At 71.6% G+C, this 16,245-nt stretch carries 15 protein-coding genes and 1 tRNA gene; 9 read left to right on the top strand and 7 right to left on the bottom strand.

Annotation, left to right across the window (positions count from 1 at the left end):
• Positions 1–24 precede the first annotated feature (24 nt).
• Positions 25–1,422 carry an NAD(P)/FAD-dependent oxidoreductase gene (locus ABH926_RS23645; protein WP_370367900.1) on the bottom strand — a complete coding sequence of 466 codons (1,398 nt, stop codon included), beginning with the start codon at positions 1,420–1,422 and terminating at the stop codon, positions 25–27.
• A gap of 260 nt (positions 1,423–1,682) precedes the next feature.
• Between ABH926_RS23645 and ABH926_RS23640 the strand changes: the two genes are divergently transcribed.
• Complete coding sequence (locus tag ABH926_RS23640) at positions 1,683–2,306, top strand: NUDIX hydrolase (RefSeq protein ID WP_370367899.1); 624 nt, start codon at positions 1,683–1,685, stop codon at positions 2,304–2,306.
• 38 nt (positions 2,307–2,344) lie between these two features.
• Positions 2,345–3,232, top strand: a complete 888-nt coding sequence (locus tag ABH926_RS23635) for a sigma-70 family RNA polymerase sigma factor (RefSeq protein WP_370367898.1) — start codon at positions 2,345–2,347, stop codon at positions 3,230–3,232.
• 21 nt (positions 3,233–3,253) lie between these two features.
• Here the strand turns inward: ABH926_RS23635 and ABH926_RS23630 are convergent, their stop codons facing one another.
• Positions 3,254–5,152, bottom strand: coding sequence for a serine hydrolase domain-containing protein (locus tag ABH926_RS23630; protein WP_370367897.1), 1,899 nt, complete (start codon positions 5,150–5,152; stop codon positions 3,254–3,256).
• Between the two features lie 134 nt (positions 5,153–5,286).
• On the opposite strand from ABH926_RS23630, the gene ABH926_RS23625 reads away from it, so the two are divergent.
• A complete protein-coding gene (locus ABH926_RS23625) occupies positions 5,287–6,585 on the top strand; it encodes a sensor domain-containing protein (RefSeq protein WP_370367896.1) in 1,299 nt (432 codons plus the stop codon).
• Positions 6,537–7,181: a LuxR C-terminal-related transcriptional regulator gene (locus tag ABH926_RS23620; RefSeq protein WP_370367895.1), complete on the top strand. Its 645-nt coding sequence runs from the start codon at positions 6,537–6,539 to the stop codon at positions 7,179–7,181. The genes ABH926_RS23625 and ABH926_RS23620 overlap by 49 nt, the downstream gene beginning before the upstream one ends.
• Before the next feature lie 66 nt (positions 7,182–7,247).
• Here the strand turns inward: ABH926_RS23620 and ABH926_RS23615 are convergent, their stop codons facing one another.
• A complete protein-coding gene (locus ABH926_RS23615; RefSeq protein WP_370367894.1) occupies positions 7,248–8,000 on the bottom strand; it encodes an SDR family oxidoreductase in 753 nt (250 codons plus the stop codon).
• Positions 8,001–8,086: 86 nt separating this feature from the next.
• Here ABH926_RS23615 and ABH926_RS23610 point away from each other — a divergent pair, with 86 nt between their 5' ends.
• Positions 8,087–8,704, top strand: coding sequence for a TetR/AcrR family transcriptional regulator (locus tag ABH926_RS23610; protein ID WP_370367893.1), 618 nt, complete (start codon positions 8,087–8,089; stop codon positions 8,702–8,704).
• 10 nt (positions 8,705–8,714) lie between these two features.
• Here ABH926_RS23610 and ABH926_RS23605 read toward each other — a convergent pair whose 3' ends face one another.
• Both ABH926_RS23605 and ABH926_RS23600 read right to left on the bottom strand, forming a co-directional pair.
• Positions 8,715–9,407, bottom strand: coding sequence for a response regulator (locus tag ABH926_RS23605; RefSeq protein WP_370367892.1), 693 nt, complete (start codon positions 9,405–9,407; stop codon positions 8,715–8,717).
• A 102-nt stretch (positions 9,408–9,509) separates the two neighbouring features.
• Complete coding sequence (locus tag ABH926_RS23600; RefSeq protein ID WP_370367891.1) at positions 9,510–10,655, bottom strand: sensor histidine kinase; 1,146 nt, start codon at positions 10,653–10,655, stop codon at positions 9,510–9,512.
• A gap of 230 nt (positions 10,656–10,885) precedes the next feature.
• Here ABH926_RS23600 and ABH926_RS23595 point away from each other — a divergent pair, with 230 nt between their 5' ends.
• Complete coding sequence (locus ABH926_RS23595) at positions 10,886–12,103, top strand: acetyl-CoA C-acetyltransferase (RefSeq protein WP_370367890.1); 1,218 nt, start codon at positions 10,886–10,888, stop codon at positions 12,101–12,103.
• A gap of 36 nt (positions 12,104–12,139) precedes the next feature.
• Here the strand turns inward: ABH926_RS23595 and ABH926_RS23590 are convergent, their stop codons facing one another.
• Complete coding sequence (locus tag ABH926_RS23590; RefSeq protein WP_370367889.1) at positions 12,140–12,577, bottom strand: hypothetical protein; 438 nt, start codon at positions 12,575–12,577, stop codon at positions 12,140–12,142.
• Between the two features lie 172 nt (positions 12,578–12,749).
• On the opposite strand from ABH926_RS23590, the gene ABH926_RS23585 reads away from it, so the two are divergent.
• Positions 12,750–12,980, top strand: a complete 231-nt coding sequence (locus tag ABH926_RS23585) for a DUF4287 domain-containing protein (protein WP_194917529.1) — start codon at positions 12,750–12,752, stop codon at positions 12,978–12,980.
• Between the two features lie 347 nt (positions 12,981–13,327).
• Positions 13,328–13,411: transfer RNA gene (locus tag ABH926_RS23580), tRNA-Leu, on the top strand.
• A 151-nt stretch (positions 13,412–13,562) separates the two neighbouring features.
• Here the strand turns inward: ABH926_RS23580 and ABH926_RS23575 are convergent.
• Positions 13,563–14,681 carry an SGNH/GDSL hydrolase family protein gene (locus ABH926_RS23575; protein WP_370367888.1) on the bottom strand — a complete coding sequence of 373 codons (1,119 nt, stop codon included), beginning with the start codon at positions 14,679–14,681 and terminating at the stop codon, positions 13,563–13,565.
• 166 nt (positions 14,682–14,847) lie between these two features.
• On the opposite strand from ABH926_RS23575, the gene ABH926_RS23570 reads away from it, so the two are divergent.
• A complete protein-coding gene (locus ABH926_RS23570) occupies positions 14,848–16,239 on the top strand; it encodes a cystathionine beta-synthase (protein ID WP_370367887.1) in 1,392 nt (463 codons plus the stop codon).
• Positions 16,240–16,245 lie beyond the last annotated feature (6 nt).

The raw sequence follows: 16,245 nt of genomic DNA, 5'->3' as shown, positions 1-16,245 counted from the left end.
GAACTGAGCGCTCGCGGGCGCGTCTCACGCCGCCGAAGCGGGCGTCTGCGAATCGGACGCCACCGCGGCGGCGGCCGCCTTGTCGCGGGTCCGCTGCAGAATTTCCTCACGCGTCAGGTACACGTCCGTGTACTCGAAGTCGCGCAGCGACGCGGCCTTCTCGGCCTGGAAGCCGGTGCGCACGAAGTCGTCGCCGACCAGCGAGTTCAGCAGCCAGCCGGCGCCGGTGCGGAAGCGGGCGGCGAAGGTGCGCAGCGCCATGATGTGGTAGCCGCGGGCGACGACCTGCGCGGGCAGGCCGGACAGCGGGATGCCCAGGGGCTTGCTGACCGCCTTCAGGCCGCCGAGGTCCACGACCAGGCCCAGGTCCTTGTGGTGGTAGTCCTTCGTCGGGAAGCCGCGGACCGCCGACATCACGTTCTCGGCGGCGGTCCAGCCCTGGCGCATCGCGTGCTGGGCGGTCGGCGGGCAGATCGCGTCGCCGCCCTTGGCCAGGTCCGGGACGGCGGCGGCGTCGCCGAGGGCGAAGACGCCGGGCAGGTCCGGGACCGACAGGTCGGCGTTGACCACCAGGCGGCCGCGGTTGGTGGCCGCGCCCATGGTGGCGATCAGCGGGCTCGGGGCCACGCCGGCGGTCCAGATCAGCGTGCGGCAGGGCAGCACCCGGCCGTCGGTCAGGGTGACCGTGTCCTCGGTGCACTCCGCGACCGAAACGCCCAGGGAGACGTGCAGACCGCGCTTCTTCAGGATCTTCAGCGCCTTCTCGCCGAGCTTCTCGCCGAGTTCGGGCATCAGCCGCGGCGCGATGTCGACCAGGTGCCACTTGATCAGGCTGCCGTCCAGGTTCGGGTAGCGCTTCACCGCCTCGGAGGTCAGCCGCTGCAGGTACGCCGCCGTCTCGGTGCCCGCGTAGCCGCCGCCGACCACCACGAACTGCAGCCGGGACTCGCGCTCCTCCTCGGTGTCGGCGACGGCGGCCAGGTCCAGCTGCGCGATCACGTGGTCGCGGATCCACGCCGCCTCGGCCAGCGTCTTCACGCCGACCGCGTGCTTGTCCACGCCGGGGATGTTGAACTGGCGCGTCACGCTGCCCGGCGTGAGCACCAGGTAGTCGTAGTGCTCGACCACCTCCTGGCCGTCGATCTTGCGCACCACCACCGACTTGGTCTCGGTGTCGATGCCGATCGCGCCGCCCGGGATGATCAGCGTGCGCTTGAGCATCCGGCGCAGCGAGACGGCCACGGCCTGCGGCGTCAGCACGCCGGAGGCGACGTGCGGCAGCAGCGGCAGGTAGAGCTGGTGGTTGACCGGCGTCACCAAGCGGATCTCGGCGTCGTCGATGGAGAGCTTCTTCTCCAGCTTGTGCGCGCACTCGGTGCCCGCGAAGCCGCTGCCGACGACGAGTATCTTGGGGCGGCTCATGGCGGTTGTCTCATCTCCCGGGGCGGTGGGCGGTGTCATACCAACCGGACTTGCGTCCAGCGTGGAACGTGCGGCGGACCGGCGCATCTCGACCAGGGCGAATTGTGCCGGATGGGTGAGATGATCACTTTACTCGGCGCGATCTCGCCTCCCGTCGGCGGGTGGGGTTTCCGCCGCTCCTGCTCCGCCGGCGTACTGTACGCAGCTCCGTTCGTGACAGGCGCGCAGGTCCGCCATCCGGTCGGTGAACAATGAGCGCCATGTACCCAGCTGCCCGGCCCTCACGCGTGACCGACACCGCGATCCGCGATCTCCTCGCGAGCTATCTGACGCGCCATCCGGACCAGGCCGAGCGCCTGCGGCCGTTCACCGCCGCGCTGGCCGACCCGGAGCACGTGACCGGCCTGACCGACCGGGGGACCCGGCCCGGCCACGTCACCACCGGCGCCTTCGTCGTGGCCGCCGACGGCCGGCTGCTGCAGATCGCGCACAAGTCCCTGCACCGCTGGCTCAACCCCGGCGGCCACACCGAGCCCGAGGACGCGTCCCTGGCCGACGCGGCGCGTCGCGAGCTGCGCGAGGAGACGGGCCTGGGCGAGGAGCACGTCACCCTCATCGGCGACCCGGTCCTGCCGCTGGCCATCGACGCGCACCGGATCCCGGCCAACCCGGCCAAGGGCGAACCAGAGCACTGGCACTTCGACTTCCGCTATGCGTTCCTGCTCAACGGCACCCCGGACGCCACCGACGTCGAGCTCCAGCTGGAGGAGGTCGACGACTACCGCTGGATCCCCTTGGAGCAGGCCGATCTCGGCCAGGACGCGGCCCGCCTCGCCGCGGTCTTGGCCGGTGCTGTCACAAACCGCGCGGCCGAAGGGTCATAGCTGCGACAACACGCGCGATAGAGGGACAGGGGACCGCAGTGGACAGCACCGAATGGCTCGCCGAACGCTTCGAGGAGAACCGGCGCCACCTGCGAGCCGTCGCCTTCCGGATGCTGGGCTCGCTGTCCGAGGCCGACGACGCCGTCCAGGAGTCCTGGCTGCGCCTGAGCCGGCAGCGCGAGGAGCGCGTGGACGCCATCGACAACCTGACCGGCTGGCTCACCACGGTCGTCGCCCGGGTGGCCCTGACCATGCTCAAGGCGCGCGGCCGCGAGGAGTCGCTGGAGGCGGTCCGCGTCCCGGAGCCGATCATCTCGCCGGAGGACGGCCTGGACCCCGAGCACGAGGCGCTGCTCGCCGACGCCGTCGGCCTGGCCCTGCTGGTGGTCCTGGAAACGCTGCAGCCGGCCGAGCGCTTGGCGTTCGTGCTGCACGACATGTTCGCCGTCCCCTTCGAGGACATCGCGGTGATCGTCGGCAGGAGCCCGGCGGCGGCCCGGCAGCTGGCCAGCAGGGCCCGGCGCCGGGTGCGGGGCGCCGACGCCGTCCCGGACGCCGACCTGGGCCGGCAGCGGGAGGTGGTGAAGGCCTTCACCACGGCCTCGCGCGGCGGCGACTTCGCCGCGCTGGTCGCGGTCCTGGACCCGGACGTGGTGCTGCGCGCCGACTACGGCAGCCTGCCGGCCGGCCTGAAGCTGCTGCGCGGCGCCGAGGCGGTGGCCCGGCAGGCGCTGATGTTCGCCCGCTTCGCGGCGGACGCGCGCCCGGCGCTCGTCAACGGAGCGCCGGGGCGGGTCACGATCGTGGACGGCGAGCCCGCCGCGGTCATGGGGTTCACCGTGGTGGACGGCCGGATCAAGGAGATCGACATCCTGGTCGACCCGGACCGGCTGGCCGAGCTCGACCTCACGATATTCGAGGCCTGATCCGCGGTCGCGGAGTCCGGCTCAGGGCCACACCAGGTTGTACGTGAACGCCACGAACAGGAACGACACGGCGCCGGCGGCGGTGAGCGAGTACGCGATCCGCCCGACCGGCCGCCACCAGCCCAGCCGCCAGGCCGCGGCGCTCCCGGCGAGCAGGCCGATCGTTCCCACCGCCAGCAGCGTGTTCATCGCCACCAGCAGCGTCAGCGAGGGCGAGCCGAGCATCACCTTCTCGGTGAAGGCGTTGCTGTCGCCGGTCATCATGAGCAGCTCGATCACGAACCCGGTGGCCAGCGCTCCGCAGACCCAGGCCAGCACGCGCGCGTTCCGGGCCCATCGCGGGTGCGCCGGCCGTCCGCGCAGCCGCCGCACCAGGGCCAGGATCGGGAAGGCCGGCAGGCCCGCCGCGAGGATCCCGGCGCCGCCGTAGAGCATCGGCAGGTGCAGGCTGGGGGAGTCGTACCAGGCCAGCCGGTAGTAGGCGACGGTCGGATCGATGGTGGTCGCCAGGTGGCCGCGGCCGTCGAAGACCAGCCGGTCCTGGCCGCCCTGCTCGGCGAATTCGCCGTCGCCCAAAGGGATCCAGCGCTGGTCGCCGATCTTCGGGTTCTGCGACAGTCCGTTCGTGGTCAGGGTGCCGTCGGAGTTCGCGGACACCGACACCGAGGAGACCAGGCCGGCGACCCGGGTGAGCGCGCCCCGGCTGATCCGGTCGCTGCGGTAGCTGCCGGTGTAGCTGTCCAGCTTCGGGTCCTTGACGGCGGTCGGGGCGGCGGCCGCGCTGGGGAAGTACTTGTCGACGATCTGGTTGATCAGGGCTTTGCCGTCCCAGCCGGCGATCCCGTCGGTGCCGTCGCCGTTGTAGACCACGTACACACCCAGACCGCGGTCCGGCAGCAGCGCCATGTCGCTGTGGAAGCCGGGCACGTCGCCGTCCTTGAACAGGATCCGCTGCCCGTCCCGCGGCCGCTCCTCGAAGTAGTACGCCATGCCCGGGAGCCGCGGATCCATGGTGAAGTGCTGCTGCTGCACCAGATCCGCGACGCCGGCGCCGAGCCGCGGGTCCTTTGCCAGCTGCGCCATCATGAACTTCCCGACGTCGGTCGCGGTGGCCACGGTGCCGGCGCCGGTCGGCGACCAGCCGCCGTACTGGCCGTTCTCCGCGGTCCAGCCGTTGCCTTCGGGGCGGTAGCCCTTCGCCAGGTTCGCCTCGATCGCCGGCGGATGCGGCTGCAGGAACGTCGAGGCGTCCATCTGGAGCGGCCCGAACAGGTGGTCCTGCATGTACTGCGCGAACGGCTCCCCGGAGACGCACTCGACGAGGTAGCCGGCCAGCGCGGCGCCGTAGTTGTCGTACGCGGCCAGCGTCCCGGGCGGCCGCACGCGCGACGGCTCGTTGTCGGCGAGGTACCGGCCCAGCGGCGGCACGTCCTTCGGATCGGACACGGCGACGCCGACCGGGTCGTCGTCGAAGCCGCCGGTGTGGGTGAGCAGGTTCTCGACGGTCACCGGGCGGCCCGGGAAGGCGTCGGTGACCTGGAAGCCCTTCAGGTAGGTGTTCACGTCCGCGTGCGGATCGATCTTCCCCTCCTGGATCAGCTGCGCGACCGCGGTGGCCGTGAAGACCTTGGCGACCGAGCCGGTGAAGAACTCGGTGCGCACCGGGTCCACCGGGGTGTCGGTGGCGGTGTCGGCCACGCCGTAACCCTGCGCGTACAGGGTCTTACCGCCGGAGACGACGACCACGGCCGCGCCGGGGATCTTGTCCTTGGCGAGCTGCGCCGTGACAGTCTGGTCTATGAGCGATCCGATGCCCGTCAGATTCGGGGCGGCGGCGGTGGTCTCGGTCGCGGGGTGCGAGACGGGGCCGGTCATCAGGGAAGCGGCGAGCGTGATGCCGGAAACGATGGTCGTCCACATGTCTCCAGCGTCGTGGCGCGGCCCGTGACTGGTCACTGGCTGTAGAACCCCTCCCGGGGGTGTACATAAGTACACCCCGCACTGGGTGTGTAAGCCCCTCGCCCGGCCAGGGCCCGATGCCGAGACTTGAGGACATGACGAACACCAACACCACCAAGCGAACGAGCGCCGTCCTGGAGGGCGGGTTCTGGTTCTTCGTGATGCTGGTCCCGATGCTGCTGGGCTACCTCGCACTGACGTTGGTGCTCGGTCTGGCCGGCATCGGGCTCGGCCTCCTGCTGCTGCCGCCGACGGCCGCCTACCTGCGCTGGCTGGCCGACCTGCGCCGTAAGAAGGTGCACGCCTGGCGGGGGATCGAGATCCCGCGGCCGTACCGGGCCGAGCCGGAGTTCGGCCCCGGGTTCAAGGGCTACTGGGGCAAGATCCAGTTCCACGGCACGGATCCGGCGTTCTGGCGGGACGCCGCTTGGACGATGACCGACCCGGTGGTCGGGGCGCTCCTGGCCGTGCTGCCGATCGCCCTGGTGGCCGAGGGCTTGTACGGCTTCGTGATCAGCGCCCTGTGGAGCACCTTGGTCGGACACGGCTTCAACGACTGGTTCGGGTTCGTCCACGTCCACCACGGCAACGAGGGCATGCGCTGGGCCCCGGCGGCGCTCGGCGTCCTGGAGATCGCCCTGGGCTTCGCCATCGCGCCGAAGATGCTGGAGTGGCACGCCCGCTGGTCCCGCGTCCTGCTGGCCCCGACGCCGGCGCAGGTCGAGGCCCGGATGAAGCACCTGACCCAGACCCGGGCCGACGCGGTCGACACCCAGGCCGCCGAACTGCGCCGGATCGAGCGCGACCTGCACGACGGCGCGCAGGCCCGGCTGGTCGCCATGGGCATGCACCTGAACGCGGCCTCGCAGCTGCTGGAGCGCGACCCCGAGGCGGCGCAGAAGCTGCTCACGGAGGCCCGCGACTCCTCGGCCAAGGCCCTGTCCGAGCTGCGCGACCTGGTGCGCGGCATCCACCCGCCGGTGCTGGCCGACCGCGGCCTGGTCGACGCGGTGCGGGCCACGGCGCTGGACTCGCCGCTGGACGTCCAGGTGCACGCCGAGGTGACCGGGCGGCTGGACGCGCCGCTGGAGTCGGCGGCCTACTTCGCGGTCAGCGAGGCCCTGACCAACGTCGCCAAGCACGCGCACGCCGTGCACGTCTGGATCGACATGCGGGTCGCCGACGGCCTGCTGAAGATCACGGTCAGCGACGACGGGATCGGCGGCGCGGACCTGGACCGCGGCAGCGGACTGCGCGGGATCGAGCGCCGGCTTGCTACCTTCGACGGGATCCTCGCCCTGAGCAGCCCGCAGGGCGGACCGACCGTCGTGACCATGGAGCTGCCGTGCGTGTCGTCCTCGCCGAAGACCTCTTCCTCCTCCGGGACGGCATGATCCGCCTGCTGGAGGCGTACGGGTTCGAGATCGCGGCGGCCGTCGGCGACGGCCCCGCGCTCGTCGAGGCGCTGGTGACCGAGCGCCCCGACGTTGCAGTGGTGGACGTGCGCATGCCGCCGACGTTCACCGACGAGGGACTCAGGGCGGTGTTGGAGGCCCGGCAGGTGGTGCCGGGCCTCCCGGTTTTGGTTCTCTCGCAATACGTCGAGCAGCTCTATGCCGGCGAACTGCTGGCCGACGGCGCCGGCGCGATCGGCTACCTGCTCAAGGACCGGGTCTTCGACTCGGACAGCTTCGTGGACGCGGTGAAGCGGGTCGCGGCCGGCGGGACCGTGATGGACCCCGAGGTGATCTCCAAGCTGCTGGCGCGCGGGGTCCGCAAGGAGCCGCTGGGGGCGCTGACCGACCGGGAGCGCGAAGTGCTCTCGCTGATGGCCGAGGGCCGGTCGAACGCGGCGATCGCCGAGCGGCTGGTGATCACCGAGCGGGCGATCGCCAAGCACACCTCCAACATCTTCATGAAGCTGGGGCTGCCGGAGTCCGGTGACGACAACCGGCGGGTGTTGGCGGTGCTGGCGTATCTGAAGGCGTGACCTATATATAAGGACACTCCTTCGTTCTCGCCCTGAAGCTCTGTAGCCCCGAAGCCCTGTGGCGAGTCAGAGCATTGAGCCGCCGGTCGCGTCGACCACCCGGCCGCTCACCCACCGGCCGTCCTCGCCGGCCAGGAACGCGACCACCGCGGCGATGTCGTCCGGCTGCCCGATCCGGCCCAGCGCCGAGGCCGAGGCGGCCCATTGCTCGGCCTCCTTGTTCCCGCGCAGCCAGCCCGCGTTGACGTCGGTGTCGACGATGCCCGGCGCGACGGAGTTCACCGTGATGCCGCGCGGGCCCAGGAGCTTGGCCAGGTTCAGGGTGAGGTTGTCCAGGGCGCCCTTGGTCGCGCCGTAGGCGAGGATCTCGGGCATCGCGATGCGGCTGACGCCGCTGGAGATGTTGATGACGCGGCCGTGGTCGCGCAGCCGGGACACAGCGCCTTGGGCCACGAACAGCGGCGCGCGGACGTTGACCGCGAAGACCTCGTCGAACTCGGTCTCGGTCAGGGTGCTCAGATCCGAGCTGCGGCCGATGCCGGCGTTGTTGACGACGATGTCGACGCCGGCGCGGCCGGTCGCCTTGTCGTAGGCCTGCCAAAGGCGTTCGGCGTCGCCGTGGTCGCCGAAGGGCGCGTGGACGGCGATCGCCTTGCCGCCCTTGGCGAGGATGCCGGCGACGGTGTCCTCGGCGGCGGCGTGGTCGCGGGCGTAGCTCAGGACGACGGTGGCGCCGTCGTGGGCCAGGCGCTCGGCGATCGCCCGGCCGATGCCGCGGCTGCCGCCGGTGACCAGGGCGTGCTTCCCCTGCAGGGACATGGTCCCCCCATTTCTTGAGTGATCGACCAAGAATTTGTGACGGGCACGCTAGCACAATTCTTGGTCGATCGTTCTACAATGATCGGGTGACTGCTTCCGACCCCGCCGCCCGCCGCGGACGGCCCCGCGGCTTCGACCGCGACGCCGCGGTCGCCGCCGCGACGCGCCTGTTCTGGGAACGGGGATACGAGGCGACGTCCATCAGCGATCTGACCGAGGCGATGGGGATCCGCTCGGGGAGCCTGTACGCGGCGTTCGGTGACAAGCCGGCGTTGTTCCGCGAGGCGCTGGCGGCGTATGGGGAGTCGCCTTACGGCGCGTTCGTGGGCGCGGCGTTCGCCGAGGAGGCGACGGCCTTCGGCGCGGTGGCGCGGATGCTGCGGGAGGCGGCGCGGGTGTTCCCGGACCCGGTGCATCCCGCCGGGTGCATGGTGATCAACGCCGCCACGAACGTCTCGCCGGCCAATGCCGAGGTGCGGGAGATGCTGCGGGAGCAGCGGAACCGGAACATCACGACGATGGCCGAGCGGCTGCGCGCCGGGCAGCGGGACGGGGAACTGGCGGCGTCAGCGGACGTCGATGCGCTCGCCGCGTACTACGCCGCGGTGTTTCAGGGCATGTCGCAGCGCGCGCGGGACGGCGCCGGAGAGGCCGAGCTTTCGCAGACGGCTGAGTTCGCCCTGGCGGTGTGGCCTCGCGGCTGAGGAGGTGCCGTTACTTCGCGCTCGGGTCGGCGTAGCCGTGGGTGAACGCGTACTGGACCGCCTGGGCCCGGTCGCGGCAGCCGGTCTTGGTGAAGATGCGGTTGATGTGCGACTTCACCGTCGCCTCGCCGACGAACAGCTTCTTGGCGATCTCCCGGTTGGAGTGTCCCGCCGCGATCAGCCGCAGGACGTCGGCCTCGCGCGGGCTCAGGTCGTCGACGGGCTCGGGCTCGGCGGCCGGGGCCTTCGCGACGCCGCCCGCCGCGGGGCCCGCGACCCCGTTGGTCGCCGCCGCCAGCAGCTGCCGCTGCACCGCCGGGTCCAGAATCGCCTGCCCGGCCGCCGCCGCCTTCACCGCGCGCTCGATGTCGGCCCGCTTCGCGGCCTTGGTCAGATAGCCGAGCGCCCCGGCCCGCAGCGCGCCGACGATCGAGGCGTCGTCCTCGTAGGTGGTGAGCACGACCACCCGGATGTCCGGGTTCGCGGCCAGGATCGTCGAGGTCGCCTCGATCCCGCTGGCCCGCGGCATGTTGAGATCCATCAGCACCACGTCGGGCGCCAGCTCGGCCGCCAGTTCCGCCGCCTCCAGACCGTCCCCGGCCTGGCCGACCACGTTCACGTCGGACATGGTCTCCAGCAGCAGCGCCAGGCCTTCCCGGACCGCGGCCTGGTCGTCGGCGATGAGTACTCGGATCTCGGTCACCCCGGGATTGTCCCGCAGATGCCGGGGCGGCGCTCGATCTTCCTCAGCGCCGGGCCGATGCGGCCTTGCCCTTGGGCTGTCGGGCTTGATCGAGACCCGCCCTCAGCCCGGCACGACCGCCCGCACCGACCAGTCGTCGCCCTCGCGCCCGGCGTCCAGCGTCCCGCCGGCCAGCTCCATCCGCTCCCGCAGTCCGCTGAGTCCGAAGCCGCCGCCGGAGTTCGTCAGGGGCCGTGCGGCGTCGGCCTCGGCGAGGTGGTTGGTCACCGTCAGCCGGACCGTGTCCTCGTCGAAGCTCAGGCGGACGTCCGCGGCCTTGCCCGGCGCGTGCTTGCGGGCGTTCGTCACCGCTTCCTGCGCCGTGCGGTAGAGCGCCAGCGCCGCGTCGGCCGGGAGCTTGCGGGGCTCGCCGGTGGTGGTCATCGTGCCGCCGTCGGCTTCGACCAGGGCGCGGATCATCTCCGACAGCGGGCCGATGTCCTCGCGCAGCGCCTGGACCGCGCGGCGGCTCTCCACGAGGCCTTCGCGCGTCAGCTGGCCGACCCGCTCCATACAGCGCAGGGCCTTCGCGATGTCCGGGTCCTCGCGGGTCAGCAGTGCTTGCGCGGCCTCGACCTGCATGGCCAGCGCGCCGAGGGAGTGCGCCAGGATGTCGTGGATCTCGCGGGCGATGCGGGTGCGCTCGCCGAGGACCGCGGCCTCGGTCTCGGCCGCCGAGGCGCGCAGGGTCTGCTCCAGCAGCTGCTCGGCCGTGTCCGCGCGCTGGGCGATGGCGTAGCGGATCATGCCCATGGCCAGGGCCGTCGCCAGGATGACGACGAAGCCGAGCACCGCCGTCGTCGAAGCGCCGACCACCAGTGCGGTCGCGGTCAGGGAGAGGGCTCCGGCCACCGCGACCGCCGTCGAGATCTGCGGCTCCAGGTTCGAGCCCGCGGAGAAGGCCGCGACCGCCGGTACGAAGATCGCCGGGCCCTGCTGCAGTATCGACAGCACGCCGCCGCTGAGCGCCAGCAGGAACAGCGGGTATTGGATCCGCCACTTGCGGATGTCGAAGACGATCATCCCGATCCAGGCCACCGCCACGACGGCCAGGGTGATCGTGATCGCCAGCCCGCGGCCGTGCAGTCCCGGCTTGGGGTTCACCCCGAACAGGGTGATGCTCAGCGCCACCAGACCGCCGCTGCGCAGGGCCTGGATGCCCCAGAAGTAGCCCTTGCGGTCCATCATGTTCGCTGTCAGCGCTGCCATGCCCCCGATCTTCTCGCCGATCGGCCCGCGTGCGCCTCCAACCCGGGGTGGAATGTGGGTGGAAAGGCAGGCGGCGCCCTAGGGTGGGAAACCGGGTGTGTTCTCCCGCACCCGGCATTACCAAGCGGTAGCTTGGCGAACTACGCTGGCCCCGACACCATCGCGGCGCCGACCGCGCGGCCCTGAAGCCGGCAGGCGACCCCGGCCCCCCTTCGCAAGGAGTGACCTTTATGCCCGAGGCAGTGATCGTCTCCACCGCGCGTTCCCCGATCGGCCGCGCCTTCAAGGGTTCGATGACCTCCATCCGTCCCGACGACCTCACCGCGCAGATGGTGCGGGCCGCGCTGGACAAGGTCCCGGGCCTGGACCCGCGCCAGATCGACGACATGTACCTGGGCTGCGGCCTGCCCGGCGGCGAGGCCGGCTACAACATGGGGCGCGTCGTGGCCACGCTGCTGGGCTACGACCACCTCCCGGCCGCGACCATCACCCGGTACTGCGCCTCCTCGCTGCAGACCACGCGGATGGCCTTCCACGCCATCAAGGCCGGCGAGGGCGACGTCTTCATCTCCGCCGGCGTCGAGACCGTCTCGCGCTACGCCAAGGGCTCCTCCGACGGCCTGCCGGACACCCAGAACCCGCTGTTCACCGACGCGGTGAACCGCACCAACGAGTTCGCGGCCGGCGGCAAGGTCTGGCACGACCCGCGCGAGGACGACACCTTCCCGGACGTCTACATCGCGATGGGCCAGACCGCCGAGAACCTGGCGCAGCTCAAGGGGATCTCGCGCAAGGAGCAGGACGAGTTCGGCGTCCGCTCGCAGAACCTGGCCGAGAAGGCGATCGCCGACGGCTTCTGGGAGAAGGACATCACCCCGATCACGCTGCCGGACGGCACCGTGGTCAGCAAGGACGACGGCCCGCGCCCCGGCGTGACCTACGAGAAGACCGCGACGCTGGCGCCGGTCTTCCGCCCCGACGGCACCGTCACCGCCGGCAACTGCTGCCCGCTGAACGACGGCGCGGCGGCCGTGGTCATCATGTCCGACACCAAGGCCCGCGAGCTGGGCCTGACCCCGCTGGCCCGGATCGTGGCTACCGGCGTCACCGCGATGTCCCCGGAGATCATGGGCATCGGCCCGGTCGGCGCCACCCAGAACGCGCTGAAGAACGCCGGCATGACCATCGGCGACATCGACCTGGTCGAGATCAACGAGGCGTTCGCCGCCCAGGTCATCCCGTCCTACCAGGACCTGGGGATCGACCTGGACAAGCTGAACGTGAACGGCGGCGCGATCGCCGTGGGCCACCCGTTCGGCATGACCGGCGCGCGCATCACCAGCACGCTGATCAACTCGCTGCAGTGGCACGACAAGCAGTTCGGGCTGGAGACCATGTGCGTCGGCGGCGGCCAGGGCATGGCGCTGATCCTGGAGCGCCTGAGCTAGTCCCCGTCGCGGCCCGGGGCCGTACCTCAGGGCGCCCTACAGCGCCCGACGCAAGGCGGTCGTGCTCTCCAGCACGGCCGCCATCGCCTTCTCCGCCGGGACCCGGCCCTCTCCGGGCGTCCAGATGAGGGTCTCGCGCGGGTCCTTCAGGGCCCGGTAAGCCGCTAACAGATCGTTCCCGACCACCGCGATCTGGTCGCCGAGCGCGAACACCCCCAGCGTCGGCAGCTCCCGCCAGGCCGGCGGCCGCGGACTGTCCCACCGCTCTATCCCCTGGGCGACCGTCGTGACCTGCGCGGCGAGCCAGTGGCCGGCCCGCGCGCGGTCGCCGTACGGCTCCAGCCGCTGGGCGAACTTCGAGTGCGGGAGCCGCCGGTAGGCCTCGGCGAGCCGGGTCAGTTCCCGCTCCAGGAGGTCCGCCGACGACGCTTCTTCGTCCGCACTGTGTTCCCCCGGTTTGGTGCTGGAAGTCATCCGGGAAGGATACGGGTGGCGAATGCCGCGGGAACGTCGCGGCACGTCACCGACCGCCCGGATTTGCCTGGCGCCGGAATCGCCAGGTCCCGTTCCTCTTGCCAGTCGCCCGACCCTCAGGCACGCTGGCGCACACGGACCGTATGCCCAGTCCATTCGCGGAGGCGCCCGTATGACGATCCACCACTCCGAACAGACCCATCGCAACCTCCTCGCCCGCATCCCCGCAGCCACCGGCCGCAGCTTGGACACCTGGTTCCAGCTGGTCGACGAAGGCCCGTCCCTCCCGCGCTTCGAAGAGCGCGTCAGCTGGCTCCGTGCCGAGCACGACCTCCCGCGTGGCTACGCCAACGCGATCGTCCACGAGATGGACCTGAAGCGCGCAGCACGCGCCTTCGGATAAAGCCCCCACCCGGAATCCCAGAAAGCCCCCAGAGCCCCCGGCGTGAGCCGCGGGCTCTCAACCTGCGCGCCCGCACCGGTTCCGGGGACCGGCGGATGCCGCCGCGCAGCGCACGTCGCCTGAATGCCCGCCGGCCCGGCCCGGGCCGGCTCCCCGCAGCCGACGCGAACTCCGCAGGAACACCAACCGGAAGTCCGGTGAAAGTCCTCTCCCCGCGCTGCGCGGGCGCCCCTTGCGACCTGCGCCCGAACAGGACCTTCTGCGGACCAGCGCTGGAACTCGATCACGCTTTCGCGGAGTTCTCGCTACGCTGAAGCCCGAAGGATCATCGGCGGTGATCGCTTCGGGCCCAGATGGTGGAACAGGCAGACACAGCGAGCTTAAACCTCGCGGCCTTTATGGCGTTGCGGGTTCGACTCCCGCTCTGGGCACTCGCGGCGGCCGGCCGGTCCGGGGGGACCGGTCGGCGGCGTGCGTCAAGGTCCTTATATCGGCGGTAAGGTGCGCCGGTTTTGCTCCCGCGGCGAGGGATCAGTGACGGTCGTGCCTCGTGGCTTGTGGCTTGCTTTCAGGCGCTTGCCTTCAGGCCGAAGCCGCCTCCGTCGCGCTCGCCCCGCTCCCGGAAGCGCTCGCGTCACCGGCCGCGGCCGCCTCCTCCACCGCCTCCACCGCCTCCCCGCTGACCACCACCGGCTCGGCGATCTGCCGCCGCCGCCGGTGCCGCAGGATGCCCCAGCCGGCGCGGGCGGCGCTGCCGACCTCGCGGCCGACCTCGGTGCCGCCGTGCCGGGCGGCCAGCACCGCGGCGCGGGCCAGCGGCATGCGGGCCTCGCCGCGGGCCGGCTCCAGGACGTCCGGCCCGCCGGTCTCGGCGTCGGGCCAGCGGCCGATGGCGGCGGCGATCGAGGGGAGCAGGGCCATCGCCGCGGTGGCGTAGCCCTCGGCGCTGGGGTGGAAGCGGTCGGGGCCGAACATGTCCTCCGGGCGGGCGTCGAACTCCGGGCCCAGCAGGGAGCCCAGGGAGACCGTGCGGCCCCCGGCGCGGACGACCGCCATCGTCTGCGCGGCGGCGAGCTGGCGGGACCACCGGCGCGCCAGGCGCCGCAGGGGCTGCGCCACCGGGCGGATGGTGCCCAGGTCCGGGCAGGTGCCCACGACCACCTCGGTGCCGGACGCGCGCAGCCGGCGCACGGCGTCGCCCAGGAAGCGGACCGACTCGGCGACCTTGACGCGGTGCGTCACGTCGTTGGCGCCGATCATGATCATGGCGACGTGCGGGGCCCTGCCGTCCGGACCGGAGGCGAGCACCCGCTCCAGCTGCCAGCCCAGGTCCGAGGACTGCCCCCCGACCTTCGCCACGTTGTGCAGCCGCACCGGGGCGCCGGCGGCCTCGGCCAGGCCGGACGCCAGCAGCGCGCCCAGGGTGCGCGCGGACTCCGTCACGCCGTAGCCGGCCGCGGAGCTGTCGCCGAGGACCGCGATGCGGATCACCTCGACGCCGGGTGCCGCGTACCACGCTCCGTAAACCCCGTCCGCGCGCGGCGGATCGCCCTTGGCCGGTCCGATGGCCCGCCGGGCGAGTTTCGCCTCGGCGACGATCAGCCCGATCGCGCCGCCCGTGAGGACCCCGATCCCCCCGCCGCTCAGCGCGGCGGCAGCAGCGACGCGCTTGGCGACACCCAGCCTTGTGAGCCCGGTCATCGTCAACACACCTCCACTACAAGCCTCAACTGAAGTATGTCCGCCGTTCCAGCGACCTTACCTTGGGCACTGTTGGCTAGGGCGGAGCGGTGGTGCACCGTAGGCTGGTAGCCACCGTGAACAGCCACCGTGAATGCCGGTCCCAGAGGAAGCGGAGACACCGCCGATGAAGTACGCCGAGTCCATGGTCGATCTGGTGGGGAACACCCCGCTGGTGAAGCTGAACAACGTCACCAAGGGACTCCAGGCCACCGTCCTCGCCAAGGTCGAGTACTTCAACCCCGGTGGCTCGGTGAAGGACCGGATCGCGCTGCGGATGATCGAGGCGGCGGAGCGCTCCGGCGCGCTGAAGCCCGGCGGCACCATCGTGGAGCCCACCTCCGGCAACACCGGTGTGGGATTGGCCATAGTGGCGCAGCAGAAGGGCTACAAGTGCGTCTTCGTCTGCCCGGACAAGGTCTCCACGGACAAGATCAACGTCCTGCGGGCCTACGGCGCCGAAGTCGTCGTGTGCCCCTACGCGGTGGCCCCGGAGCACCCGGACTCGTACTACAACGTCTCCGACCGCCTGGTCCGCGAGATCCCCGGCGCCTGGAAGCCGGACCAGTACTCCAACCCTGAGAACCCGGCCTCGCACTACCACTCCACCGGTCCGGAGCTCTGGGAGCAGACCGAGGGCAGGATCACGGCGTTCGTCGCCGGCGTCGGGACCGGCGGCACCATCTCCGGCACCGGCCGCTACCTCAAGGACGTCTCCGGCGGCGCGGTCAAGGTGATCGGCGCCGACCCCGAGGGCTCGGTCTACTCCGGCGGCAGCGGCCGCCCCTACCTGGTGGAGGGCGTCGGCGAGGACTTCTGGCCGACCGCCTACGACCGCACCGTGGCCGACGAGATCATCGCGGTGTCCGACAAGGACTCCTTCCTGATGACCCGCCGCCTGGCCCGCGAGGAGGGCCTGCTGGTCGGCGGCTCCTGCGGCATGGCCGTGGTGGCCGCGCTGGAGTACGCCGAGCGCCTGGGCCCGGACGACGTCGTCGTGGTGATCCTGCCGGACTCCGGCCGCGGCTACCTGTCGAAGATCTTCAACGACGACTGGATGGCCGACTACGGCTTCCTGAACCCCGGCACCGAGGAGCCCACCGTGGCCGAGGTGTTCGCGCGCAAGGGCCAGGGCCTGCCGGACCTGGTCCACATGCACCCGCACGAGACCGTCGGCGAGGCCATCGAGACGCTGCGCGAGTACGGCGTCTCGCAGATGCCCGTGGTCAAGGAGGAGCCCCCGGTCATGGCCGCCGAGGTGATCGGCTCCATCGTCGAGCGGGACCTGCTGCGCGCGCTCTTCTACGAGAAGGCGTCGCTGGAGGACCGCCTGGACGAGCACATGTCCGCGCCGCTGCCCCAGGTCGGCTCCGGCGAGCCGGTGTCGGCGCTGGTCACCGCGCTGGAGGCGGCGGACGCCGCGGTGGTGCTGGTCGAGGGCAAGCCGAAGGGCGTGGTGAGCCGCCAGGACCTGCTCGGCTTCCTCGGGCACGAGGCCTCGGTCCAGCTGGGCAGCTGAGCCGCA

The sequence above is a fragment of the Catenulispora sp. GP43 genome, assembly GCF_041260665.1.
Taxonomy (GTDB): Bacteria; Actinomycetota; Actinomycetes; order Streptomycetales; family Catenulisporaceae; genus Catenulispora.
This window is presented reverse-complemented; position numbering and strand designations above follow the sequence as displayed.

Excerpts from the sequence above, each read along its gene's own strand:
- ABH926_RS23645 (WP_370367900.1), bottom strand. The coding sequence starts at position 1,422 with ATGAGCCGCCCCAAGATACTCGTCGTCGGCAGCGGCTTCGCGGGCACC.
- ABH926_RS23640 (WP_370367899.1), top strand. The coding sequence starts at position 1,683 with ATGTACCCAGCTGCCCGGCCCTCACGCGTGACCGACACCGCGATCCGC.
- ABH926_RS23630 (WP_370367897.1), bottom strand. The coding sequence starts at position 5,152 with ATGTGGACGACCATCGTTTCCGGCATCACGCTCGCCGCTTCCCTGATG.
- ABH926_RS23625 (WP_370367896.1), top strand. The coding sequence starts at position 5,287 with ATGACGAACACCAACACCACCAAGCGAACGAGCGCCGTCCTGGAGGGC.
- ABH926_RS23615 (WP_370367894.1), bottom strand. The coding sequence starts at position 8,000 with ATGTCCCTGCAGGGGAAGCACGCCCTGGTCACCGGCGGCAGCCGCGGC.
- ABH926_RS23600 (WP_370367891.1), bottom strand. The coding sequence starts at position 10,655 with ATGGCAGCGCTGACAGCGAACATGATGGACCGCAAGGGCTACTTCTGG.
- ABH926_RS23595 (WP_370367890.1), top strand. The coding sequence starts at position 10,886 with ATGCCCGAGGCAGTGATCGTCTCCACCGCGCGTTCCCCGATCGGCCGC.
- ABH926_RS23590 (WP_370367889.1), bottom strand. The coding sequence starts at position 12,577 with ATGACTTCCAGCACCAAACCGGGGGAACACAGTGCGGACGAAGAAGCG.
- ABH926_RS23585 (WP_194917529.1), top strand. The coding sequence starts at position 12,750 with ATGACGATCCACCACTCCGAACAGACCCATCGCAACCTCCTCGCCCGC.
- ABH926_RS23575 (WP_370367888.1), bottom strand. The coding sequence starts at position 14,681 with ATGACCGGGCTCACAAGGCTGGGTGTCGCCAAGCGCGTCGCTGCTGCC.
- ABH926_RS23570 (WP_370367887.1), top strand. The coding sequence starts at position 14,848 with ATGAAGTACGCCGAGTCCATGGTCGATCTGGTGGGGAACACCCCGCTG.